General features: G+C 62.9%; 18 protein-coding genes. 9 read left to right on the top strand and 9 right to left on the bottom strand.

Annotation, left to right across the window (positions count from 1 at the left end; all coding sequences use genetic code 11):
* Positions 1-26: 26 nt before the first annotated feature.
* Positions 27-881, top strand: coding sequence for a formyltetrahydrofolate deformylase (gene purU, locus MQW23_RS16045; RefSeq protein WP_252109220.1), 855 nt, complete (start codon positions 27-29; stop codon positions 879-881).
* 185 nt (positions 882-1,066) lie between these two features.
* On the opposite strand, the gene lexA is transcribed toward purU, so the two are convergent.
* Positions 1,067-1,741 carry a transcriptional repressor LexA gene (lexA, locus tag MQW23_RS16040; RefSeq protein ID WP_252109219.1) on the bottom strand — a complete coding sequence of 225 codons (675 nt, stop codon included), beginning with the start codon at positions 1,739-1,741 and terminating at the stop codon, positions 1,067-1,069.
* A gap of 218 nt (positions 1,742-1,959) precedes the next feature.
* Between lexA and MQW23_RS16035 the strand changes: the two genes are divergently transcribed.
* The 4 genes from MQW23_RS16035 to MQW23_RS16020 all read left to right on the top strand — a co-directional run bounded on the left by MQW23_RS16035 (position 1,960) and on the right by MQW23_RS16020 (position 4,893).
* A complete protein-coding gene (locus MQW23_RS16035; protein WP_252109218.1) occupies positions 1,960-2,637 on the top strand; it encodes a TetR/AcrR family transcriptional regulator in 678 nt (225 codons plus the stop codon).
* On the top strand, positions 2,615-3,133 hold the full coding sequence (locus MQW23_RS16030; RefSeq protein WP_252109217.1) for a L,D-transpeptidase: 519 nt from the start codon (positions 2,615-2,617) through the stop codon (positions 3,131-3,133). The genes MQW23_RS16035 and MQW23_RS16030 overlap by 23 nt, the downstream gene beginning before the upstream one ends.
* A gap of 73 nt (positions 3,134-3,206) precedes the next feature.
* The gene (gene nagZ / locus MQW23_RS16025) at positions 3,207-4,217 is read left to right on the top strand and encodes a beta-N-acetylhexosaminidase (RefSeq protein WP_252109216.1); all 1,011 of its coding nucleotides are present in this window, start codon (positions 3,207-3,209) and stop codon (positions 4,215-4,217) included.
* Positions 4,218-4,314: 97 nt separating this feature from the next.
* The gene (locus MQW23_RS16020) at positions 4,315-4,893 is read left to right on the top strand and encodes a hypoxanthine-guanine phosphoribosyltransferase (protein WP_252109215.1); all 579 of its coding nucleotides are present in this window, start codon (positions 4,315-4,317) and stop codon (positions 4,891-4,893) included.
* A 20-nt stretch (positions 4,894-4,913) separates the two neighbouring features.
* Here the strand turns inward: MQW23_RS16020 and ppsR are convergent, their stop codons facing one another.
* Positions 4,914-5,747, bottom strand: coding sequence for a posphoenolpyruvate synthetase regulatory kinase/phosphorylase PpsR (gene ppsR / locus MQW23_RS16015; protein WP_252109214.1), 834 nt, complete (start codon positions 5,745-5,747; stop codon positions 4,914-4,916).
* Between the two features lie 294 nt (positions 5,748-6,041).
* On the opposite strand from ppsR, the gene ppsA reads away from it, so the two are divergent.
* Positions 6,042-8,420, top strand: coding sequence for a phosphoenolpyruvate synthase (gene ppsA / locus MQW23_RS16010; RefSeq protein WP_252109213.1), 2,379 nt, complete (start codon positions 6,042-6,044; stop codon positions 8,418-8,420).
* Positions 8,421-8,568: 148 nt separating this feature from the next.
* Positions 8,569-10,359, top strand: coding sequence for a gamma-glutamyltransferase (ggt, locus tag MQW23_RS16005; protein WP_252109212.1), 1,791 nt, complete (start codon positions 8,569-8,571; stop codon positions 10,357-10,359).
* 14 nt (positions 10,360-10,373) lie between these two features.
* Here the strand turns inward: ggt and MQW23_RS16000 are convergent, their stop codons facing one another.
* The 3 genes from MQW23_RS16000 to acnB form a co-directional block, all read right to left on the bottom strand.
* Positions 10,374-12,251 carry a glycerophosphodiester phosphodiesterase family protein gene (locus MQW23_RS16000; protein WP_252109211.1) on the bottom strand — a complete coding sequence of 626 codons (1,878 nt, stop codon included), beginning with the start codon at positions 12,249-12,251 and terminating at the stop codon, positions 10,374-10,376.
* A 71-nt stretch (positions 12,252-12,322) separates the two neighbouring features.
* On the bottom strand, positions 12,323-12,829 hold the full coding sequence (rraA, locus tag MQW23_RS15995; protein WP_252109210.1) for a ribonuclease E activity regulator RraA: 507 nt from the start codon (positions 12,827-12,829) through the stop codon (positions 12,323-12,325).
* 166 nt (positions 12,830-12,995) lie between these two features.
* Complete coding sequence (acnB, locus tag MQW23_RS15990) at positions 12,996-15,599, bottom strand: bifunctional aconitate hydratase 2/2-methylisocitrate dehydratase (RefSeq protein WP_252109209.1); 2,604 nt, start codon at positions 15,597-15,599, stop codon at positions 12,996-12,998.
* 518 nt (positions 15,600-16,117) lie between these two features.
* Between acnB and MQW23_RS15985 the strand changes: the two genes are divergently transcribed.
* Positions 16,118-16,774 (top strand): MiaE family protein, encoded by a 657-nt coding sequence (locus tag MQW23_RS15985; RefSeq protein ID WP_252109208.1) that lies wholly within the window; start codon positions 16,118-16,120, stop codon positions 16,772-16,774.
* A gap of 30 nt (positions 16,775-16,804) precedes the next feature.
* A complete protein-coding gene (locus tag MQW23_RS15980) occupies positions 16,805-20,704 on the top strand; it encodes an ATP-binding protein (protein WP_252109207.1) in 3,900 nt (1,299 codons plus the stop codon).
* Positions 20,705-20,723: 19 nt separating this feature from the next.
* On the opposite strand, the gene MQW23_RS15975 is transcribed toward MQW23_RS15980, so the two are convergent.
* Genes MQW23_RS15975 through queC form a run of 4 tightly spaced genes read right to left on the bottom strand, consistent with a single transcriptional unit; the run spans position 20,724 to position 23,194 of the window.
* The gene (locus tag MQW23_RS15975) at positions 20,724-21,008 is read right to left on the bottom strand and encodes a YkgJ family cysteine cluster protein (protein ID WP_252109206.1); all 285 of its coding nucleotides are present in this window, start codon (positions 21,006-21,008) and stop codon (positions 20,724-20,726) included.
* Between the two features lie 2 nt (positions 21,009-21,010).
* Positions 21,011-21,847 (bottom strand): 6-carboxytetrahydropterin synthase, encoded by an 837-nt coding sequence (locus MQW23_RS15970; protein ID WP_252109205.1) that lies wholly within the window; start codon positions 21,845-21,847, stop codon positions 21,011-21,013.
* Complete coding sequence (gene queE, locus MQW23_RS15965; RefSeq protein WP_252109204.1) at positions 21,847-22,491, bottom strand: 7-carboxy-7-deazaguanine synthase; 645 nt, start codon at positions 22,489-22,491, stop codon at positions 21,847-21,849. The genes MQW23_RS15970 and queE overlap by 1 nt, the downstream gene beginning before the upstream one ends.
* A complete protein-coding gene (gene queC, locus MQW23_RS15960) occupies positions 22,478-23,194 on the bottom strand; it encodes a 7-cyano-7-deazaguanine synthase QueC (protein WP_252109203.1) in 717 nt (238 codons plus the stop codon). The genes queE and queC overlap by 14 nt, the downstream gene beginning before the upstream one ends.
* Positions 23,195-23,311 lie beyond the last annotated feature (117 nt).

Raw genomic sequence — 23,311 nt, 5'->3', positions numbered from 1 at the left:
TCAAAACGCGTATCAAGAGTGTATTCATGTCGCATTATTACCGTTTAGTAGTTTCCTGCCCCGATCAGGTGGGCATCGTGGCGCGCGTATCGAGCTTCATCGCTCAGCACGGCGGCTCCATCACCGAGGCGAGCCAGCACTCGGATCTGCAAACGGGCCGGTTTTTCATGCGCTACGAAATTCTCGCCGACTCCATCGGCATGAGCGCGGTTGAGCTCGAACAGGCGTTTACGCCCATCGCCAACGCGTTTTCGATGCAGTGGGCGCTGGTCGATACCCAAAAGCGGCGCCGGGTCGTGATCATGGTATCGAAAGAGTCCCACTGCCTGGTCGATCTGCTTTACCGCTGGCAGGCCGGCGAGCTCGACTGCGACATCGTGGGAATCATCTCCAACCATCCGGACATGCGCGCGCTGAGCGAATGGTACGGCATCGATTACCATCACATTGCGGTCGACCCAAGCGACAAGCAGCCGGCGTTCGATGCGGTGCAGTGTCAGGTCGAGACGCTGGAAGCGGACTGCATCGTACTGGCGCGCTACATGCAGATTCTGCCGCCGGCGCTATGTAGCCACTACGCTGGGCAGATCATCAACATCCACCACAGCTTTCTGCCGTCGTTCGCGGGTGCCAAGCCTTACCATCAGGCCTTCGAGCGCGGCGTAAAGCTGATCGGCGCGACCTGCCACTACGTGACCGAAGAGCTAGACGCCGGCCCGATCATCGAGCAGGATATCCATCGCGTGAGTCACTGCCACACGCCGACGGATCTGGTGCGCTTTGGCCGCGACGTGGAGAAGTCCGTGCTCGCCCGAGGGCTCAGGTGGCATCTGGAGGATCGCGTTCTGATCGATGGCAACAAGACGGTCGTCTTCAACTAAAAAAACGGGGCACTAAAAGGTGCCCCGTTTTTTTGGCGAACGTGCGGCACGCCACCGCTACCGGCGTGTCGGGCAGCCCGTAGCGAGGGTCTTTCGCCAGGGAAGGCGAAAGTAGCGCCCAAGGATGGGTTTACAGCGCCCTCGCGTAGGGTTGCCCGACACAGCACAACAGCCTTAAGAACGTATCAGCCAAGCGCTTGGCCGCTTCCGCCACGAATCACGCCGACGCCGACGCCTTCGATATCGAGCTGCTGAGTGCGAAGGTCGATTTCGATCGGCGCGAAATCGCTGTTCTCGGCGTGCAGCGTGACTTGGTGGCCGTCGCGGCGAAAGCGCTTGACGGTGACTTCGTCTTCCAAACGCGCTACGACGATCTGGCCGTCGCGCACCCGCTCGGTGCGGTGTACCGCTAGCAGATCTCCTTCCAGAATGCCGATATCCTTCATCGATAGCCCGCGAACCCGCAGCAGGTAATCCGCCTTGGGCGTGAAGTACTCCGCCGGCAGCGGGCAGTAGCGGTCGATATGCTCGGCGGCCAGAATCGGGCTGCCCGCGGCGACTTCACCGATGATCGGAAGGCCCATGGTCGAGGATTCGATGCTTTCGCTGGCATAAGCGGTGGATTCCGGCGCCTCGACGCCTTCCTGATTGGGCAGGCGGATGCCGCGCGAGGTGTGGCGAATAATGCGGATGGCGCCCTTGCGCTCCAGCGCGCGCAGGTGCTCTTCGGCGGCGTTGGGCGAGCGAAAACCCAGCGCCTTGGCGATTTCAGCGCGGGTGGGTGGGTAGCCGTACTCGTTCATGGTCTTCACGATAAAATCGAATACGTGCTGCTGACGTACGGTAAGAGGACGAGGCATGGCTGACTCCGGGGTAAAAGGTAACTATGAAAAATGACTAAAATATATGTGTTTAAGTATACAGTATGTTCCTCTGTCCAGTATATGACTCAAGCCAAGGATTATAAAGCCGTTCGCCTTTAAAAGAGGGCATATCAGGGGTTTGGGCGATTGAGCCCGGGGTTTTAATGGCCTACTATTTCGCGATGTTTTAAACACTCGTTTTTCTGGAGGGCGCCATGGCGCAGTCTGATACCGTCACGCGTATTCTGGATACGGCGGAGGTGCTGTTCGCTGAGCGCGGCTTTGCGGAAACCTCTCTACGTAATATCACCAGCAAAGCGCGGGTGAACCTCGCCGCGGTGAACTACCACTTCGGCTCGAAAAAAGCGCTGATCCAGGCGGTATTCGCGCGCTATCTCGACCCCTTCAGCCAACGCTTTCACGAAGCGCTGGACGAGCTACACGCCCGCTACGGCGATGACGAGATTCCCCTCGAAGTGCTGCTCGAAACCATGGCTACAACTGTGTTGACCGTGCCGGCCGAGCGTAATAGCTTGAAAGTGTTCATGCGCTTGTTGGGGCTCGCTTACAGCCAGGCCCAGGGCCATCTTCGCCGCTATATCCATGAGCAGTACGGCGACGTTTTCACTCGCTTTGTCGAGCTCGTTCGCCGCGCAACGCCAGGTTTGCCCGATGCTGAGCGCTTTTGGCGGCTGCACTTCATGCTCGGCACGGTGATCTTTACGCTCTCCGGGCTCGATGCGCTGCGCGACATCGCCGCCAAGGAGTACAACGAGCAGGTGTCGGTGCGCGATCTGGTGCGCCGGCTGCGCCCGGTGGTCGTTTCCGCCATGAACGCGCCGTTGCCCCCGGCGCTCGAGGAGGCCCATCATGATCACGCCCATTCTGGCTGAGCTGCCGCCCGCAGAGGCGCCATGGCTTGAAATCGACCTCACCGAGCAGTGCCTTCGCGCCTGGCAGGGCACGTGCGTGGTGCACGAGTGCGCGGTGTCGACTGGCGAAAACGGCGTGGGGCAAAACGAGGGCAGCGGCCAAACGCCCGGCGGCTGGCACTACGTGCGCGCCTCGATTGGAGCGGGGCTTGCCGAGAACGCGGTGTTTCGCGGGCGCCGCTTTACCGGTGAAGTCTTCACGCCCGCTTTGGGCGAACAACACCCGGAGCGCGACTGGATTTTGACGCGTATTCTTTGGCTCTGTGGGCTCGAGCGCGGAGTCAACCGTGGCGGATCAGTCGACTCTCAGCGCCGCTATATCTATCTACACGGCACGCCGCCGGATGAGCCAATGGGCGTTGCGGCGTCCCACGGCTGCGTTCGCCTGAGAAATCGGGACCTGCTTTGGGTGTTTGACGTTGCCGTGCCGGGTACACCGGTTTGGCTCCATAGCTGAGACGCGAGCCGCCAGTTTTGTTTGAGCGCGGCGATCGACTAGAATGAGCGCCCGTTTTGCTGGATAGATGCCGATGACGCAACCGCTTGGCCCGGTCATGCTCGACCTCGAAGGGCCCTTTATCACGCGCGCCGAAAAAGCGCTTCTGGCCGATACCGCCGTTGGCGGGGTGATCCTGTTTGCACGCAACGTCGAAAGCGCCGAGCAGGTCCGCGCGTTGTGCCAGGACATCCGCCGCATTCGACCCGACCTGCTGCTGGGTATCGACCAGGAGGGCGGGCGCGTTCAGCGCATCAAAACCGGCGTGACGCGCCTGCCCGCCATGGCGCGCATCGGCGAGCTTTACGCCGAAGACCCGGAGCAGGGCGGGCAGCTGGCAAGCGACACCGGCTGGCTGTTGGGCATGGAGATGGCGGCCTGCGGGCTCGACGTGAGCTTCGCGCCGGTGCTCGATGTCGAAAGCGGGGTGTCGAGCGTGATTGGCGATCGCAGCTTCAGCATTGATCCCGAACACGTCGCCGCGCTCGGCGCCCGCTTCATCCAGGGGCTACACGAGGCGGGTATGGCTGCCATCGGCAAGCACTTTCCAGGCCACGGCGGTATCGAAGCCGACACCCACCTCACGCTTGCCGAAGATGCCCGCCCGCTCGCCGACCTCAAGGCCCGCGATCTGGTGCCGTTTACCCGCCTGGCGTCCCAGCTCGATGGCGTCATGCCTGCCCACGTGGTCTATTCGGCGTTCGATTCGCGCCCGGCCGGGTTCTCTCCCGCCTGGCTTGGGATGCTCAGAGAATCGCTCGGTTTCAAGGGCGCGATTTTTTCTGATGATCTCACCATGGCCGGGGCCCACGTAGCGGGCGGCCCCGTTGATCGCGCCCAAGCGGCGCTGGCGGCGGGCTGCGACATGCTGCTGGTATGTAATGATCGCGACGCTGCGCTCGAGGTGGTGGGCAATTGCCAGGCGCTCGAAAACAAGCGCATTGGTAAGCTGCGCTACGCGCGTGCACGACCGGATCTTCAGGCGCTCTCTGCGCTCAAGCGCTGGCGCCGCACCAATGCAAGGCTTGGCGAGCTCGTCGATTAACGCACTTCGCTCCAGATTCAACTTTTCCATTTAACTCTTGAAGCGCGGATGGCTGATCGCGCTTCGTTTTTTTGCTACCAATCGCCGGAGCCCCACGATGGCCAAACTCGATAAAGAAGCCCTCGAATCGCTGGATTCGATGCGCGAACTGATGGATAACGCCGACTGCCTGATCACCCAGGCGCAGGTCGAAGAAGCGCTGGACCGCATGGCAGAGGCCATCACTGCGGATCTGGGCGACAAGCTGCCGGTGTTTTACTGCGTGATGAACGGCGGACTGATCACCACCGGGCATCTGCTGACGCGGCTGGGCTTTCCGCTGGAAGTGGATTACCTGCACGCCACGCGCTATCGCAACGAGCTGCGCGGCGGTGAGCTTTTCTGGCGCGTCTCGCCGGAGGTGCCCATGGCCGGGCGCCACGTAGTGATCATCGACGACATTCTCGACGAAGGCGCCACGCTCGCCGCGATATTGAAGTATTGCGAAGAGGCCCAGGCGGCCAGCGTCACGACTGCGGTGCTGGTCGACAAGCAGCACGACCGCAAGGCCGCGCCCGGCCTCAAGGCCGACTACTGCGGCCTCGAAGTGGCGGATCGCTACGTGTTCGGCTTCGGCATGGACTACAAGGGCTACTGGCGCAATGCCCCGGGCATCTTTGCGCCCAAGGGGCTGTAGGGCGTTTTCGATCGCGCTGTTTAACGCGGTGAGAAGCGCCGCGCCAGCCCCGTTTCGGCGATCATGCGCGTCGAGATCTCCTCGATCGAGAAGCGCGTGGTGTCGATGAACGGAATGCTCATCGCCCGGTAGAGCGAGGCCGCCTGTTCGACTTCCTGCACACACTGATCGATCGAGCTATAGCGGCTGTTGGGGCGGCGCTCGTTGCGAATCGCCGAGAGCCGTCGCGGGTCGATGGTCAGCCCGAACAGCTTGTGGCGGTGCGGGGCGAGTACCTTGGGTAGCTTGAGGCTTCCGTCCTCGTCCAGGTCGTCTTCGGTCAGCGGGTAGTTAGCCGCACGGATGCCGAACTGCAGCGCCAAATAGAGCGACGTGGGGGTCTTGCCGCAGCGCGACACGCCCACAAGAATGACGTCCGCCTGATCATACTGGTGGGTGCGCGCGCCGTCGTCGTTATCGAGGGCAAAGTGCACCGAATGGATGCGATCCATGTAGACGTCGTCGCTGCCGATGGCGTGGGTGCGGCCCACGCTGTAGGAGGAGTGGGTCGCAAGCTCCTGCTCCAGCGGCTCGAGAAAGGTCGAAAAGACGTCGACCTTGAAGCCCTCAGCGCGGCGGATCACATCACGAATGTCCTGGTCGACGATGGTGTCGATGATGATCGGGCGCTGGCCGTCACGGTTGGCGGTGGCATCGATGATGTCCGCCAGCGCCTGGGCCTTCTCGATGGTATCGATATAGGGCTTGGTCAGCATCGTGATTTCGACGCCGCTGAACTGCGCCAGAAGGCTTCGCCCCAGACTCTCGGCGGTGATGCCCGTCCCGTCGGAAATGAAAAACGCCGTGCGTTTCATGTCGTTCTCCTGCCTGTGAAGTTAAACGCTATTCTTACCGCTTCACCGCGCCAGCACAACGTGTCGCAAACGCGAAGCCAAAGGCCGCTCGCAGGCGATCGACTACAGGAAAGCCCTTTAACGCCGGTATGTTGTAAAAAACCTTCAGTGACTTGTTACTTAGACTAATGGCGAATACGAGGGGCGGGTGATAGGGTGACACGCTCGATGACAGTGACCGACATGGCGGGGTTGCCCCGTCACCTGGTTCAAGGCGCGGTGGACATTCGCCGTTGACGAAAAAAGGGGTGTTGCGTGCAAGAGTACATTGTGTGGTTCGAGCAGTTGGGCATGAACGACGTCGAGCGCGTAGGCGGCAAGAACGCCTCGCTCGGCGAGATGATCTCCAACCTGGCGGAAGCCGGTGTCACCGTCCCCGGCGGCTTTGCCACCACCGCTCACGCCTATCGCGAATTTCTCGCCCATGAAGGCTTGAACGACCGTATCAACGCGCTGCTGGCGCGTCTGGACGTCGACGACGTCAAGGCGCTTGCCGAGGCGGGTAGCACCATCCGCCAGTGGATCATCGATACGCCGCTGCCGCCGAGCTTCGAAGCCGCGCTGCGCGATGCCTACTCGGCACTTCAGGAGCGCCATCCGAATCTCAAGGCCGCGGTGCGAAGCTCGGCCACCGCGGAAGACCTGCCGGACGCCTCTTTCGCGGGCCAGCAGGAGACCTTTCTCAACATCGAAGGGTTTGAGAACGTCAAGCGCGCTGTGCACGAAGTGTTCGCCTCATTGTTCAATGACCGCGCGATCTCCTATCGCGTACACCGCGGCTACGCCCACGAAAACGTCGCGCTCTCCGCCGGCGTGCAGAAAATGGTGCGCTCGGAAACCGGCGCTTCCGGCGTCATGTTCACCCTCGATACCGAGTCCGGCTACCGCGACGCGGTGTTCGTCACCGCCTCCTGGGGGCTGGGTGAAACCGTGGTGCAGGGCGCGGTCAACCCGGACGAGTTCTACGTTCACAAGCCGACGCTCGCGGCCGGTCGCCCGGCGGTACTGCGCCGCACGCTCGGCTCCAAGCTGATCAAAATGGTGTACGGCGAAAGCGCCAGTGCCGGCAAATCCGTGGCCACCGTTGACGTGCCGCTTGCCGATCGCGGGCGCTTTTGTATCAACGACGAGCAGGTCATGGATCTTGCCCGCCAGGCGATGATCATCGAGAAGCACTACCAGCGGCCGATGGACATCGAGTGGGCGCTGGACGGCGACGACGGCAAGCTCTACATCGTGCAGGCGCGTCCGGAAACCGTGGTCTCCCAGCAGGAAGGCGGCAAGCTCGAGCGCTTCCACCTCAAGGAGAAGGGCCGCAAGCTGATTACCGGGCGCGCCATCGGTCAGCGGATCGGCAGCGGTACGGTCAAGATCGTGATGACGCCGGACGAAATGGACAAGATCCAGGACGGCGACATCCTGGTGACCGACATGACCGACCCGGACTGGGAGCCGATCATGAAGCGCGCCTCGGCGATTGTCACCAATCGCGGCGGGCGCACCTGTCACGCGGCGATCATCGCCCGCGAACTCGGTATTCCAGCGGTCGTCGGCTGTGGCGATGCCACCACGGCGCTGCGCGAGGGCGTGGATGTCACGGTATCGTGCTCTGAAGGCGATACCGGCAACGTCTACGAAGGGCTGCTGGATTACGAGTGCAAGGTGTCGAGCGTCGATGCCATGCCGGAAATTCCGTTCAAGATCATGATGAACGTCGGTAACCCGGACCGCGCTTTTGGCTTTGCCGGGCTACCGAGCGCCGGTGTGGGCCTTGCGCGTCTCGAGTTCATCATCAACCGCATGATCGGTGTTCACCCCAAGGCACTCTTGGAGTACGACCGTCAGACGCCGGATCTCAAGCAGGTGATCGATGCGCGCACCGCCGGCTACGATGACCCGGTCAGCTTCTACGTCGATAAGCTCGTTGAAGGCATTTCGACGCTGGCGGCGGCGTTCTACCCGCAGCGGGTGATCGTGCGCCTGTCGGACTTCAAGTCCAACGAGTACGAGAACCTGATCGGCGGAAAGCTCTATGAGCCTGGCGAAGAGAACCCGATGCTTGGCTTCCGCGGCGCCTCGCGCTACGTATCCGAGTCGTTTCGGCCCTGCTTCGAGCTCGAGTGCAAAGCGCTCAAGCGGGTGCGCGACGAAATGGGGTTTTCCAACGTCGAAATCATGGTGCCCTTCGTGCGCACACCCGGCGAGGCGAAACAGGTCGTCGAGCTGCTCGCCGCCAACGGCCTCGAGCGCAGCGCCGGCGCGGACGGCCTGAAAGTGATCATGATGTGCGAGCTGCCCGCCAACGCGCTGCTGGCCGACGAGTTTCTGGAGTACTTCGACGGCTTCTCGATCGGCTCTAACGATTTGACCCAGCTCACCCTGGGGCTCGATCGCGACTCCGGTATCGTCGCGCACCTCTTCGACGAGCGTAACGAGGCAGTCAAAAAGCTGCTCTCCATGGCGATCCAGGCGTGCAAGGCGAAAGGCAAGTACGTCGGCATCTGCGGCCAGGGGCCCTCGGATCACCCGGAGCTTGCCAAGTGGCTGATGGAGCAGGGCATCGACTCGGTTTCGCTCAACCCGGACGCGGTGCTGGAAACCTGGTTCATGCTGGCCGGTGAAACCATCGCCTAAATCAATACGTTTTTTAGAGCCTCTATCCGCCCGGCCATTGTGCCGGGCGGATGCGTTTTATAGGCTATCTTGTTGAGTGAGTGTCGAACCCCGTTTTTTCCGTTCAGATGTGCCGGCGTTTACGCGTTGAGACGTCAAAGGAGTGATCATGCAGTTACTACGGGCAACGCTGCCCCTGACCGGCCTGCTGCTGGTACCGCTTTACAGCTTTGGCTTCACCTACGAAACGCCATCGGTGACGCCGGAAGTAGGGTCGGGCTATGAAGAAAAGCCCGGCTGGGCAAATGAGAAATTCGCCGTGGCTGCCGCCAACCCGCTGGCGACCGACGCGGGCTATCAAATCCTCAAGGCCGGCGGTAACGCCTTGGACGCCGCCATCGCGGTGCAGATGGTGCTAACCCTGGTCGAGCCGCAGTCCAGCGGCATCGGCGGCGGCGCGTTTTTGATGTATTACGACGGCGAAAACGTTAGCGCCTTCGATGGCCGCGAAACCGCACCGCAGGCGGTGGATGAAAACCTCTTCATGGATGATGGCGAGCCGATGGCCTTCATGGACGCGGTGGCAAGCGGACGCTCGGTGGGCGTACCCGGCACTCTACGGATGCTGGAAACCGCCCACGCCGCTCATGGCCAGCTCGACTGGGCCTCGCTGTTCGTGCCTGCGATCACACTGGCCGAAGAGGGATTCGAAGTCAGCCAGCGCCTGCACACGAGCCTGGCCGATGACCCGGCGCTGCGCGATGATCCGCTGGCGGCGCGCTTTTACTATGACGAGGCGGGCGAGGCGCTCGCGGTCGGCGAGACGCTGACCAACCCGGCGCTCGCCGCGGTGCTGCGCCGTATTGCCGATGAAGGCAGCCGCGCGTTTTACGAAGGCGATGTCGCCGAGGATCTGGTAACGCGCGTGCAAAACCACCCAAAGCGCCCCGGCGCGATCACGCTCGAGGATCTAAGCGGCTACGAAAGCGTCAACCGGGAGGCGATCTGTACGCCCTGGCAGCAGTGGCGTGTGTGCGGCTTCCCGCCGCCGTCCTCGGGGCATTTAACGGTGATGCAGATTCTCGGCATGCTCGAAAGCCAGCCGATGGTCGAAGCGCCGCTGGACAACGGGGCGGCCAGCAGCGGCTGGCTCCACCAGTTTCTCGAAGCGTCACGGCTCGCCTTTGCCGACCGTAATCGCTATATCGGCGACCCGGACTTCGTCGAGGCGCCGGGCGGCGACTGGACCACGATGCTGGCACCCGCCTATCTGGAAAGCCGCAGCCAGTTGATCGAAGAGTCGAGCATGGGTGAGAACGCCGAGCCCGGGAACCCCGGCGAGTTCGAGGTGAGCTACGCAAGCCAGCCGACCCAGCCCGAGTACGGCACCAGCCACATCAGCATCGTCGATGAAGAGGGCAACGCCCTGGCCATGACCACCACCATCGAGCAGGCGTTTGGCTCGCGCATCATGGCCGACGGCGGCACCGAGCTTGCCGGCGGTTATATGCTCAACAATGAATTGACCGATTTTTCGTTCACGCCCGAGGTCGACGGTGAGCCGGTGGCCAACCGGGTCGAGCCCGGCAAGCGCCCGCGCTCGAGCATGAGCCCGACGCTGGTGTTCGACCAGGAGAGCGGTGATTTCGTGGCGAGCCTGGGCTCCCCCGGCGGCGCCGCGATCATCTCTTACACCGCGCGTACGCTTTTGGCCATGCGCGATTGGGGGCTGAGCGCTCAGGAGGCGCTGAACCTGCCCCACGCGGTGACGCTGGGCGGCGACGTCTGGCTCGAAGAAGGGCGCTTTCCCGAGGCCACCATCGGCTCGCTCATGGAGCGCGGGCACAACGTTAGCGAGCGCGAGCTGACCAGCGGCCTTCAGGCGATTCGCCGGCTGGAAGACGGTACGCTCTTCGGCGGCGCCGATCCCCGTCGTGAAGGTGTCGTGATGGGCGAATAGCCTTTTACAGCTGGCTACTCGCGTAGCCAGTTGCGCAGCTTCACCAGCATCAGACCGCCATCGCTCAAGCGTTGGCGGTCTTTTTTGAGCGCGTTGAGCCGCTCCGGGTAGTCGGTGATGATCGCATCGACCCCCAAGTCGATCAGCGTCGACATCCGAGCGCGGTCGTTCACCGTCCATGCATGAATTTCGTAGCCGTAGCGCGCGGCGAGCTCGATCTCCTGGTGGGTGATGCGGTTGTGTCGAAGCCCCAGAGCGTCGAACTGGCGCCGGTCAAGGGTGCCCGGCAGGATGAGCTGAGCAAGCAGCGTCACTCTGAGTGACGGCGCCTGCTCCTTGATGAAGCGCGCAATCGCGGGGGTCATGGTTGCCACGCGCATCTCCAAAAGCGCGTTGGGAAAGCCGCATTCACTCATGGCGTTCAGCGCCCTTGGCTGACGCGCCCAGCAGCGATAGCGAATATCCGACTCCCGATGCAGCGCCGCCAGCACCGCCTCGGCCAAGCGCTGCTGGTTTTCCGGGGCGGCTTTCATATCGATCATCAGCCCCGCCCGCCCGCGCACCGTTTCCAGCGTCTCGTCGAGCCCGGCAATGGTCTCGCCAGCGAAGGCGTCGCCGAACCAGCTGCCCACATCGAAGCCGGAGAGCTCCTCGCGGGTCAGCTCATCGAAGTCGCGCGGGTCGCCGGTCAGGCGCGTAAGGCTTCGGTCGTGGTACAACAGCACCGCATCGTCGGCGGTGAGGCGCACGTCGAGCTCCACGTAGTCGGCGCGATCCTCCAGCGCTTGGCGCACCGCGGAGAGCGTATTCTCCGGCGCCACCATGGAGCTTCCGCGGTGGGCGATCACCTTGACGTTGTCGCCCAGCTCGAAGCTGTTGAGAATCCACCAGGCCTGCAGTCCGGCAAGTGACAGCACCGCAAGCTCCAGCGCCCAAGTGAAGCGGCCAGAACTCGCGCTGGGCGCAGGCGCCGGTTCGCCCCGACCAAGCTGCTGGTAAAGGCAGGCCGAGAGCAGCGCATTCAGCGCAATGCCGAGAAAGGTGATGGTCAGCGTGATCAGCACAAAGCCGGTGAGGTAGGCGAGCATCGCCGGAATCAGCACCACGCTTCGCTCCGGCAGCCACCAAAGAAGCGGAGTGACGACCAAGTCAAAAAGCCAGGTGACCAGCACCGGCAGCGCCACTATCAGCGCCAGCAGCGTAAGCACCACCACGCCGATCGAGCGGCGCCAGCCTCGCGTGAGCGGCACGCTCTGTTTGAGCGCCGATAAAGGCGAGCAGCGGGTGAGGGCGACCAAAGGGAGTGCCAGCATCCAGCGCAGATAAAGCCAAGCGGCCAAGCTCATCCAGGCAAGCACCAGCGGCAGCGCGCAGGCCAGAAAGTACCAGAGCACCGGCGGGCGAATGCGCTGAAGGTAGTAAAGGTCGATGCCGCCGAGCAGCGCGTCAAAAAGCCAGGCGAGCGCGACCATGAACGGCGCCAGCAGCAACAGGTGCGTGCCCACCTGAATGACGACCAGCCCGGCCAGTGAAGGCAGACGCCGGGTGCTTTGCCACAGCGCCTCGAAGGCCAGTTGGTAGTGGTTGTTGCGCGCCCGGGTCGCCACGACCAGCATGCCGGCCTGCTGCCAGTAGATCAGCAGAAAGGCGAACCAGAGCCCCACCGACAGCGTCAAAAGTCCAAGCGGGCTAAAGAGCAGTGCGGTCAGCGCCTCGGTGGTGATGACGGTGCGGTTGAGCGTTGCCAAAAGCCTCTGCGACAGCCAACCGATGGCCGGCAGCAAAAGCGCCGAGGCCAGTAGCGTATAGAGCAGATGAAAAGCGATCAGCGGTCTCAAGTGGTCCTTGAGCGTTCGGTAAAGGGCACGGCCCAGCGGTTTCAGCGGCTGCATGGCAAATACGTTCAAAGTGATGGGGCGCGCGGCGAGGGCGCCGCGCCCGTTCGTCGATGAGCGGACATCGACTAGTCCAGAGCAAGCTCGGTGTCGGAAACGAGGATGCCGTTGTTATCGGCGTAGAGCCACTGGCCGGGTTTAAGGGTCACGCCACCAAAAGAGACGGGAAGGTCGCGCTGGCCTTCGCCGTTTTTCTCGCTCCTACGCGGATGGCTGCCCAGCGCCATCACCCCGAGCGGCAGCGTGGCCAGAATATCTACGTCACGCACGCAGCCAAACATGACCACCCCCGCCCAGCCGTTTTCCGCCGCCTTGAGCGCCAGCATGTCGCCAAGCATCGCGCAGCGGTAGGAGCCGCCGGCATCGACCACCAGCACCGCGCCGTTGCCGGGTTCAGCCACCGCTTCCTTGACCCGCGAGTTGTCCTCGAAGCACTTGATCGTGCGCACGGGGCCGAAAAAGGCGTCGACGCCGCCCAGATTCACGAACAGCGGGTCGAGCACGGCTACCTCCGGGTGCGCATCGCATAAATCCGGGGTTACAAGGCCTGAGGGAGAGGCGGGCAGGGTCGTCATGGGGCAGCACTCCTTGGCAAAAAACGAAACGGGTGAAAGCGGGCGATAAAAAACGCCCCGCCCTCAAAAGAGGAGCGGGGCGTTCGGTCATCGACTCAGAGAGGAAAACGGATAACCCCTCTGCGATGGTGCGAGCATCGGCGATGGGTCGGTTACCAAAAAGCTGTTAGGCTTCCTGAGCAACCGGAATCACGTTCGAGGCGATCTTCTGATACTCCTCGATTTCGTGGAAGTTCATGTAACGATAGATCTCGCCGGCCATGGCGTCAAATTCGCCCATGTAGCGCTGATACTCTTCAACGCTTGGCAGGCGGCCTTCGACGGCGGCAACCGCCGCCAGCTCCGCCGAGGCGAGGTACACGTTGGCACCATCACCCAAGCGGTTCGGGAAGTTACGTGTAGACGTAGACACCACGGTGCTTTTCGCTTCGACGCGGGCCTGGTTACCCATACACAGTGAACATCCCGGCATCTCCATCCGCGCACCGGCGCGACCGTAGATGCCGTAGTACCCTTCTTCAGTCAGCTGATGCTGATCCATCTTGGTCGGCGGGGCCAGCCATAACCGCGTTTTCAGGCTGCCCGCCGGCTGTTTCTCGAGCAGTTTACCCGCCGCACGGAAGTGCCCGATGTTGGTCATGCACGAGCCGATGAAGACTTCATCGATCTTCTCACCGGCAACGTCGGACAGAAGCCGCGCATCGTCCGGGTCGTTCGGCGCACACAGCACCGGCTCCTTGATTTCTTCGAGATCGATTTCAATGATCTCGGCGTACTCGGCGTCCTTGTCCGCGCGCATCAAACTCGGGTTGGCAAGCCAGGCTTCCATCCCTTCGATGCGGCGGCTAATGGTGCGCTCATCACCGTATCCGTTGGCGATCATCCACTTCAAAAGCGTAATGTTCGACTTCAGGTATTCACTCACGCTCTCGTCGGACAGCGTGATGGTGCAGCCCGCCGCACTACGCTCGGCAGAGGCATCGGAAAGCTCGAAGGCCTGCTCGACGGTCAAATCCTCGAGACCTTCGATTTCGAGAATACGGCCGGAGAAAGCGTTCTTCTTGCCGGATTTGGCAACAGTCAGAAGGCCCTGCTTGATGCCGTAAAGCGGAATCGCGTGGACCAGATCGCGCAGCGTGACGCCGGGCTGGCGCTTGCCCTTGAAGCGCACTAGCACCGATTCCGGCATGTCCAGCGGCATGACGCCGGTGGCGGCGGCAAACGCGACCAGACCAGAGCCCGCCGGGAAGGAGATGCCCATCGGGAAGCGGGTGTGCGAGTCACCGCCGGTGCCGACGGTATCCGGCAGCAGCATGCGGTTGAGCCAGCTGTGGATGATGCCGTCACCCGGGCGCAGCGAGACGCCGCCGCGGTTCATGATGAAGTCGGGCAGGGTGTGGTGGGTGTCCACGTCCACCGGCTTGGGGTAGGCCGCGGTGTGGCAGAACGACTGCATCACCAGATCCGCCTGGAAGCCCAGGCACGCCAGGTCCTTGAGCTCGTCGCGCGTCATCGGGCCGGTGGTGTCTTGCGAGCCAACGGTGGTCATCTTCGGCTCGCAGTACATGCCCGGGCGCACGCCAGGAAGATCGCAGGCCTTGCCGACCATCTTCTGGGCCAGGGTAAAGCCCTTGCCGGTATCTTTGGGCTGCTCGGAGAGACGGAACACGTCGGAGGCTTCAAGTCCCAAGGACTCACGCGCCTTGCCGGTCAAACCGCGGCCGATGATCAGCGGAATACGGCCACCGGCGCGTACTTCGTCCAGAATCAGCTGGGTCTTTAGCTCAAAAGTGGTAAGGACGTCGTCGGTACCGTGCTTACACACCTTGCCTTCATACGGGTAGATATCGATTACATCGCCCATTTCGAGCTTCTCGACATCCATTTCGACGGGCAGGGCGCCTGAGTCTTCCATGGTGTTGAAGAAGATCGGCGCAATCTTGCCGCCAAAGCAGAAGCCGCCGGCGCGCTTGTTGGGAACAAAGGGAATGTCGTCACCGAAGAACCACAGCACCGAGTTGGTGGCAGATTTGCGCGAGGAGCCGGTACCCACGACGTCGCCCACGTAGGCGACCGGGAAGCCTTTTTCCTTGATCTCGTTGATCTGGTCGAGCGGGCCGCGGGTGCCGGGCACTTCGGGCTTGATGCCTTCGCGCTCGTTTTTGAGCATGGCGTTGGCGTGCAGCGGGATGTCCGGGCGCGACCAGGCGTCAGGGGCCGGGGAGAGGTCATCGGTGTTGGTTTCGCCGGGCACCTTGAACACGGTCAGGGTGATTTTTTCCTCGAGCGCGGGCTTGGAGAGGAACCACTCCGCCTCGGCCCAGGAGGTGATGACGTCTTTTGCCACGGCGTTGCCGTTTTTGGCACGCTCTTCCACGTCGTGGAAGGCATCGAACATCAGGATGGTGTGCTTGAGCTGCTCACCGGCTTCTTTAGCAAGCTCGTCGCTGTCGAGAAGCTCTACCAGTGAAACGATGTTGTAGCCGCCCTGCATGGTGCCCAGAAGCTTGACCGCATGCGTTTTGTCGACCAGCGGTGACTCGGTTTCGCCCTTGGCAACGGCGGTCAGAAAGCCGGCCTTGACGTAGGCGGCTTCGTCGACGCCCGGCGGGATGCGGTTGGTGAGCAGCTCTAGAACGAACTCCTCTTCTCCGGCCGGCGGATTTTTCAAAAGCTCGATCAAGGCCGCGGTCTGTTCGGCGTTCAGGGGCTTGGGTGGTACGCCCTCGGCGGCGCGTTCCTCGACATGTTGGCGATAAGCTTCAAGCACGTTGGGGCCCTCTCGTTTTCTTGATGGTACCCGGCCAGCCCGCACGGTTTCGGGCATGCCTGGGCACGTGATAGTCGCTTGATAGGCAGCGTCTAATGGATGGCGGCGATTCTACGTGAAACTGTCGACAATGTTAAGCGAGCAACCGTCACTGACCATTTAGCGGGCTATCCAGTGTGCCAAACGCTCGTTTAAACTGGCTTTTCTCGATACGTGGAGACCTCAACGCTGACGCGCACTCGCGTATCACGTTAAAAGCCGTTTGCAATCACACCGCTATAGACCATTTAATAATGTGAGCGTTAAAGGCGCGGGCCGCTGTCAACGCTTGAGATCTCAGGGCGGCTTTAAACCTTGCGCGAAGCTGAGCCAAAGTTGAGTTAAACACGTGTTATGGTGTTGACGTTATAGAGGGTATTGCCGTTAAAGGTTGCAAAAGGGCGATGCCCCCCAGGACACGGACGCCGCGCCAGGGCGTTGTACCGTATTTCATTAGTAAGGGCGCTTGGTAACCGTATATGTCGATAGAGTTAGCCGAATTGAAGTCACAGGATCACGCGCTTGGCGCCGAGGACCTGCTGCCGGAAAGCCTTAGCGCCTTTTTGGCATGCCCAACGCCGGATGCGTGGCTGGGCTGGGCGCTGGCCAACCCCGAAACGCTGCTGATCGATCACGCTCAGTGCGAGAAAAAGGCCGCCTCAACGGCGATGCATCTTCTGTATCGCCACGTCGATCAGCCGCTGCTGCTTGCCAAAATGTCGCAGCTCGCCCGCGAGGAGCTTCTCCATTTCGAGCAGGTGGTCGGGTTGATGGAGCGTCGCGGCGTCACCTATACCCACTTAAGCGCCTCGCGCTACGCCGAAGGACTCAGACAGCACCTGCGGCCCAACGAACCCGAGCGGCTGATCGATATCTTGATTATTGGCGCGTTGATCGAGGCGCGCAGCTGCGAGCGCTTCGCGCGGCTGATCCCCTACCTCGATGAAGAGCTTGCCCGGTTCTATCGCACGCTGGTCAAGTCGGAAGGGCGCCACTTCGAGGATTACTTGCTGCTGGCGCGGCAGCAAACGGCGGAGCCGATCGATGATCGCATCGCCTTTTTTGTAGCGCGTGAAGCCAAGCTGATTACTTCGCCCGATACAGCATTTCGTTTTCATAGCGGTGTGCCGGCCTAAGTCGAGCCCCGTCCAGCCAGGATGAGTCTCATGCGCGATGCCAAGCAGATCGACAAGCTGACCCTTTTTGGACACTTCTCTCTAACGCTTGGAGAGGACGTACTGACCCATTTCAGCTACGACAAAGTCAAGGCGCTGCTGATTTATTTGTGTCTGCATCGCCAGCCCGTCAATCGCGCCGCGCTCGCCGAGCTGCTTTGGCCGGATCAGGGACTCTCTTCCGGGCGCACCAACCTGCGCCACGCGCTTCACTGTCTGCGCCAGTCGCTTGGCGACAACGCCGACACGGTGCTCAACGTCTCGCGTCAGACCATCGCCTTCAACCTGCCGGCCCACTGGCAGGTTGATCTACACGAGCTGCAAACGCTGCTCGAAGGCCCGGCGGATCTCGACACGCTCGAGGCGGTGATGGCCTGCTATCAGGGCGATCTGGTCGAGGAACTACAGCTTGCCAACTGCAGCGAGTTCCAGCGCTGGCTGGTGCAGGCGCGCAACGAGTGGCGCCAGCGGGTGATCCGCTTTGCCGAGCAGGTGCTCGAGACGCAAAGTGACGTGCCGGACGCGGTGATCGAGGAGCTGGTCAGCAGCTTCTCTGGTTACGGCCCGTTTCACGAGCGGCTGGTGCGCCAGTTGGCTGAAAACAACCACATGGCCGCGGCCCACGAGCAGTACCAAAGCTACCTCCAGTTGCTGGCGCTCTCGGGTCAGCAGCCCGAGCCAGGCTTTCTACAGCTGGCAAGCTACTGGTCCGACGGCCAGGTCGACCCGCAGATCGTCAGCCCCCAGGGCGCCTACTCCCGGGCGCTGGCCGCCGACAGCAAACCGCTACGCGAGGATGAAATCGAGCTGCGCCAGCTCTCGGTCATGGCCATTCGCCTGACGCTCCAGGGCGACTGGCAGGAGCGCGGCGCCATGCGCCACTGCCTGACGCTCCAGCTCGAGCTCTTGCGCTGGCTCGAGCAGCAGTGCCATCACCTGGGCGGCTTTTGGCTGCCTGGCGCGACCGGCGGGGTGGGGCTTGCCTGCTTCGGCACCCACGGACCGGCCCATCAGCTCGCCGAGCTGGTGGCGCTGTTCGAACACTGCCGCCAGGCGCTGCCTCAGGAGATAACGCGGCGCTGGAGTATCGATCAGCAGGCGCCGAGTTTCGAGCTCGCCGCCGGACTCAACAGCGGCCGAGTCGTCTATCTGCCGGAGCGCCAGCTCGCCGATCCGCTGGGCCAAGTGGCTCAGCTGTCGCTATCGCTGATGAGCGCCGCCGAAGGCAGCGAGCTGGTGATCTCGCAAGAGGCGAGCCAGCACATGCCGCCGGCGCTCGATCTGCAGCCCAGGCTTTCGTCGCGGCTGGTGGCAAGCGATGGCCGCGTGCGCCTGCGCGCGCTGGTGCTGGGGCAGAACGAGGGCGGGCGCGATGCCACCCCGCCAAGTCTCATCGGCCGTGAAACCGCGCTTAGAACGCTGCGCGACGGCCAGGCCCGGGCGAGCATCGGGCTACGCCAGAGCATTCTGGTGCGCGGCGGCACGGGCATGGGTAAGTCCGCGCTGATGGTCGGCTTTCGCCAGCTCGAGCTCAGCCGCGACGCGGCGGTGTGCTGGCTGCCCACCACGCGCCTTTCGGTGCTGGAGCCCTACGGCGTCGCCCGCCAGCTGCTTGCCTGGCACTGCCAAAAAACGATTGATCTGGAGGCGCTTCACGCGCTGCAGCAAACCCTCGAGATCATGTCTCTTGATGACGGGCGCCAGGAGCTTTTGGAGCAGGCGCTGGGCGCGCGGGAGGTCGAGGATAGCGCCCAGCTCACCCAAAACGGCGACGCCGTAGAGCTGGTCGCGCGGCTTCTACACCGGCTGATCGAGCGCGAGGCGCAAAGCCGCACGCTGCTTCTGATGATCGATGATCTTCAGTGGCTCGATGAACCCTCTTTCAAGGTGCTGACCGGGCTACAGGCCAGGCTCCCCATCAACACCGCTTTCATGCTGGTGGCCAGTCACCACGGCCGCGAGTCGCTTCCGGTCAAGCTGCACTGGGACCAGCAGATAACGCTTGGCAAACTCGACGCTGGCCAGTCAGGGCGGCTTTTGACCCAGCTCGCCAAACGCTACCAGATCCACCTGAGCCCCAGACTCAAAAATCAGATCGTCGAGCGTTGCGACGGCGTGCCGCTCTACCTGCAAGAGATTTGCCGGCGCCTCGATTTGGATCGCCGCGAGGGGCGCAGCGTTCAGTTCAACGAGCTGCCCAAGGGGCTTTTGGGCCTTTTGACCAGCCGGGTCGACCAGCTCGAGCGCGACCGCGACATCGCTCACGTGGCGGCGGTGCTCGGCCGGCGTTTTCGCCTGGATATGCTGCTTGCCGCCACTCAGACCGACAAGGGCCGTCTCTTGAAGGCGCTAGAACACATGCGCCAGCTCGAAATCATCGATGCCTTCGAGCAGCCCGGCATTGAGAGCGAGTATCAGTTCAGCCATCAGCTTCTGCACGAAGCGGCGTACCTCTCTTGCCCGAAGGACGTGCGCACTGCGCTTCACCAGCAGGTCGTCACGCTGATCGAAGAGCGCTTTCCGATGTGGATCAGCCGCCACCCCGGCGACTTTGCCAATCACCTGCGCCGCAGCGGCCACCAAACCCGCGCCGCACGCTATTTCGAGCTCGCCGCCCGCGAGGCGCTCAAGGTCAGCGCCAACCGCACTGCACTCAAGATGGCGGATTTCGGCCTGGGCTGCCTGGGGGAGGCGGCGGAGCACCTCGAACGCGAAGTGAGTCTTCTCACCGTCAAGGGGCAGGCCGCCTTCGCCCTCGAAGGCCACGGCTCGCCGACCGCCCAGGAGTGTTTCGTCAGCGCCCGGGAGCTTTTGCGCAAGGCCGGGGGCGACCCGCTCGAGGATCCGGAGGACCTCGAGCAGATCTTTCTGGTCAAGTGGGGGCTCTGGCTCAGCCGCAGCCAGCGCTATGCCCACGCCGACGCCTTTGCGCTGGCCGCCACGCTTTCCAACATCGCCAAGCGACTGGACGACCCGCGCTATGGCCGGCTCGCCGACTACGCCGGCGCCCAGTGCGAGTACTGGGCCGGGCGTATCGCCCAGGCGTTCGACCACTTCAACGAGATCGACCCGCTCAACGCGCCGATGATGATCGAGTGGCTGCCGTTCTCGGAGCACCCCCAGGTGAGCGCGGCCTGCTTTCAGGGCTGGACGCTGTGCCTTCGCGGCGATTACCAGCGCGCCGAGCGCCATATCGCCGCGGCGATTCGTCTGGCCGAAAAAATTGGCCACCCGGGGACGCTGGCCATCGCCCTGATGTTCGCCACCGCGCTCTACCGTCAGCTCGGTCACGTTCATTTGGCCGCGCGCCACGCCGAACGCGCCGCGGCGATGACCGCCACGCCGGATCTGCAGCTATGGCAGATCTCCGCCCAAGGCGTGCTTGGCTGGCAGTTGGCTCTCAGCGGTGACCCTGCGGGGCTTTCAAGGCTCATGGAGAGCCTGGATCAAATGGCGGAGCTTAATGGCCGCGACCGCTTCCAGCGCCCGGTACTTTGGTACGCCGACGCCTGTATCGAGCTTGGGGAGCTCTCTTCCGCCGAGGAGTATCTGGATCAGTGCCTGACCATCGCCCGTGAGCGCAGCAGCCTGTTTTTACCGGAGATCGCCACCCAGCTTGCCAAAGTGCGCCACCTGCTGGGCTATTCGAAAAACGAGGTGACCGCACTGGCCGAACTTGCCATCGACCACGCTCGCGAGCAGGGCAATCGCCACCACGAGCTCGCTGCGCTCGAGTTCTGGCTGACCCATATTGCCCCGGAAGATAGAAAGACGCGCGAGCTCTTCCGCGAAAAGCTGGCAAGCGTTAGCCATAGCGATGCGCCGGTGCTGGTGCGCTGGATCAACCTGTTGGAGCGGCGCCTGCCGCAGCCTGCCGGGGTTGAAAGCTAGAAGGAGGGGGAGAGGCGAGTCAGGTGCTCGCCTCGAGCCAGGCCAGGGTGGCGAGCGCCTGGTCGCGGCGCTCGCCACATACGTCGTGATCGAACTCGAACCGCGCGCAGACCGCGGGCCGGGTCGGATCACCGAAAAGCCGGCACAGGTTGTCGTCATCGAGTTGCACGCAGCGAACGCCGGCGGGCTTGCCGCCGGGCATCCCCGGAATGGCGGAGCTGATTGACGGCGCAATACAGCACGCCCCGCAGCCGGCCCGGCAGCCAGGCTCGGTACTCTCTTGCTTGGCAATCAGCGCTGCCATGTTCACACTCCCTCGCTTTCGCCGGTCGCGCCCTTGTTGAAGCCCTCGAAGGCGTGCACCCGCGTCGGCGTACCCGTTTCGCTTGCGATCTCTTTGGCAAGCCAGCGGGCGATGTTCTCGACCGTGGTTGGGTAGGGCAGCACCGCGCAGCGCTCCAACGGCAGGGTAAGCGCGAACGCTCCTTCGCCGGCCACATAGCGACACGTCAGCTGCGCCTCGCCTTGCGTCTCGATATCGGCGCGCTCGAGCAGGTAGCGCTGGTCGAGCCAGCTTGCCCAGCGACGCTCGATTGCCGGTTGGCGCTCGCCGTGCTGGTAAATCTCGAGGCGTGAACGGTGGCCGTGGGCGATACGCTGGCAGTTACCGTCGTGGCGCTTGAGTCCGTGGCTGTAGCCGTAGGCCGCGCCGTCGATCGCCTCGTCAAAAAACGCAAGCGTCACCCGCTCGACGTTCTCCGGGCAGGTCCGGGTCAGCGTTTGGCTGATCGAGTCGGCGAGTGCGGCGCGCTCGACGGTGGCCGCATCGATCAGCGTAAAGGCTTGTTTTGGGCCGCGCACTTCAAACGCGTAGGGTGTGGTGGCGCGCACGCAAAGGCCCTCATCGCAGGGCTCGACGCTCACGCCCGGCGCCTGCATCGGTACCAGCAGGGTGTGGTCGACTCCGGCGTCGAGTGTCTTCTTGATGAAGGGTTTGACGCGGCCGAAATCGAACAGCATGCCGTCCTCGCCCAGCTCGCCTTCAAGCGTGGCGTCTACCCGCCAGCTCACGCCGGTCAGGCCGTTTTGCGGGCACCAGACCGAGACATCGATATGACTGAGTTCTTTAACGAAAAGGGCCATTAAGCGAATCCTGCGATCTTGTGCGTCTGAAGCGACAGCCGCCAGCGTGGGTGGGCCATACAATACGCGGTGGTGGCACGGATGCGGGCCTGGTTGTCCGCGGGCGTGCCCTGGTCCATCGGCTGAAGAAAGAAGTGGGTGAAGTCGAGCGCCTCGAAGCGCTCCGGGGCGGCCTCACGCTGCGGGTAGACGAGCTTTAACTCATCGCCTGCCAGCGCCTTGAGCGTAGTGGCCCCCTTGGGGCTGACGCAGAGCCAGTCGATGCCCGCGGGCACGCTGACGGTACCGTTAGTTTCCACTCCGATCTCGAAGCCTTGCGCCTTGATGGCCTCGATCAGCGCGGTATCGAGCTGTAAAAGCGGCTCGCCGCCGGTAAACACCACGTAGGGCACAGCAGTGCTGGCCGCGTCAGGCCACAGCGCCTTGAGATGCTCGGCAAGTGCTGCGGTATCGGTAAAGCGCCCGCCGCCTTCACCGTCCACACCGATAAAGTCGGTATCGCAGAAGGTGCATGCGGCAGTGGCGCGGTCTACTTCGCGGCCGGACCACAGATTGCAGCCGGTAAAGCGGCAAAAAACGCTGGCTCGGCCCGCCTGAGCACCTTCGCCCTGCAGGGTGTAGAACGCTTCCTTAACGTGATACATCGCTCGCCTCCGGCTCATTGGCGGCAGCGTACTCGATTGGGTCGGTCACACCGTTTTCGGCAAAGGCGGCCAGGCGCTCACGGCAGCTGCCGCAGCGCCCGCAGGCGAGTTCGCGGCCTTCGTAGCAGGTCCAGGTATCGCGGTAGTCGAGCCCCATGGCCAGGCCTTCGCGCAGAATCTCGGCCTTGGTGGCGCCAAGGTAGGGCGCGTGCACCTCGACGGGTTCGAAGTTGGCGATAGCGGCGGCGTGGCGCATCGCGTCGACGAACGCCGGACGGCAATCCGGGTAGAGCACGTGGTCGCCGCCGTGAGCGCCGTAGTCGACGCGCCCGGCGCCGATGTTCACCGCCTTGGCGATGGCCAGCGACAAAAGGATCATGTTGCGATTGGGCACCACCGTCGCCTGAAGATTCTCTTCGGCGTAGTCGGCATCGGGCATGGTCGCGGCGGCGTCAGTCAGCGCGGAGTTATCGATCAGCCCGTGGATGGCGCGAATGTCCACCACCTGGTGAGGAATTGCGAGCGTTTCACAAACCTTGCGAGCGGTGTCGAGCTCGCGGCGGTGGCGCTGGCCGTAGTCGAAGGAGAGCGCGTGTACGCTAAGCTCTTCTTTTAACGCGCGGTGTAGAACGGTAAAGGAGTCCATGCCGCCGGAGTAGATCACCACAGTGGCGGGGGAGTGTGTACAGGAAGGGGATGACATGCTAATACTCGCTGGCCGGAGAATTTATTGAGCCTTGACGGCAAGAGTCCGGGGTCCGGTCCGGAACGCAGCGCAGTTTACGCACTCAGGGCGCGCTTGGCTAGCGCCCACGTCCGG

It is taken from the genome of Halomonas sp. S3-1-1 (assembly GCF_023757625.1).
Classification (GTDB): Bacteria; Pseudomonadota; Gammaproteobacteria; order Pseudomonadales; family Halomonadaceae; genus Vreelandella.
This window is presented reverse-complemented; position numbering and strand designations above follow the sequence as displayed.

What these genes read in the sequence shown, in the direction of transcription:
- MQW23_RS15970 (WP_252109205.1), bottom strand. Translation starts at nt 21,847, where the DNA reads ATGGCCCTTTTCGTTAAAGAACTCAGTCATATCGATGTCTCGGTCTGG.
- lexA (WP_252109219.1), bottom strand. Translation starts at nt 1,741, where the DNA reads ATGCCTCGTCCTCTTACCGTACGTCAGCAGCACGTATTCGATTTTATC.
- MQW23_RS16035 (WP_252109218.1), top strand. Translation starts at nt 1,960, where the DNA reads ATGGCGCAGTCTGATACCGTCACGCGTATTCTGGATACGGCGGAGGTG.
- MQW23_RS16000 (WP_252109211.1), bottom strand. Translation starts at nt 12,251, where the DNA reads ATGCAGCCGCTGAAACCGCTGGGCCGTGCCCTTTACCGAACGCTCAAG.
- ggt (WP_252109212.1), top strand. Translation starts at nt 8,569, where the DNA reads ATGCAGTTACTACGGGCAACGCTGCCCCTGACCGGCCTGCTGCTGGTA.
- MQW23_RS16020 (WP_252109215.1), top strand. Translation starts at nt 4,315, where the DNA reads ATGGCCAAACTCGATAAAGAAGCCCTCGAATCGCTGGATTCGATGCGC.
- rraA (WP_252109210.1), bottom strand. Translation starts at nt 12,829, where the DNA reads ATGACGACCCTGCCCGCCTCTCCCTCAGGCCTTGTAACCCCGGATTTA.
- MQW23_RS16030 (WP_252109217.1), top strand. Translation starts at nt 2,615, where the DNA reads ATGATCACGCCCATTCTGGCTGAGCTGCCGCCCGCAGAGGCGCCATGG.
- purU (WP_252109220.1), top strand. Translation starts at nt 27, where the DNA reads ATGTCGCATTATTACCGTTTAGTAGTTTCCTGCCCCGATCAGGTGGGC.
- ppsR (WP_252109214.1), bottom strand. Translation starts at nt 5,747, where the DNA reads ATGAAACGCACGGCGTTTTTCATTTCCGACGGGACGGGCATCACCGCC.
- queC (WP_252109203.1), bottom strand. Translation starts at nt 23,194, where the DNA reads ATGTCATCCCCTTCCTGTACACACTCCCCCGCCACTGTGGTGATCTAC.
- MQW23_RS15985 (WP_252109208.1), top strand. Translation starts at nt 16,118, where the DNA reads ATGTCGATAGAGTTAGCCGAATTGAAGTCACAGGATCACGCGCTTGGC.
- MQW23_RS15980 (WP_252109207.1), top strand. Translation starts at nt 16,805, where the DNA reads ATGCGCGATGCCAAGCAGATCGACAAGCTGACCCTTTTTGGACACTTC.
- MQW23_RS15975 (WP_252109206.1), bottom strand. Translation starts at nt 21,008, where the DNA reads ATGGCAGCGCTGATTGCCAAGCAAGAGAGTACCGAGCCTGGCTGCCGG.
- queE (WP_252109204.1), bottom strand. Translation starts at nt 22,491, where the DNA reads ATGTATCACGTTAAGGAAGCGTTCTACACCCTGCAGGGCGAAGGTGCT.
- nagZ (WP_252109216.1), top strand. Translation starts at nt 3,207, where the DNA reads ATGACGCAACCGCTTGGCCCGGTCATGCTCGACCTCGAAGGGCCCTTT.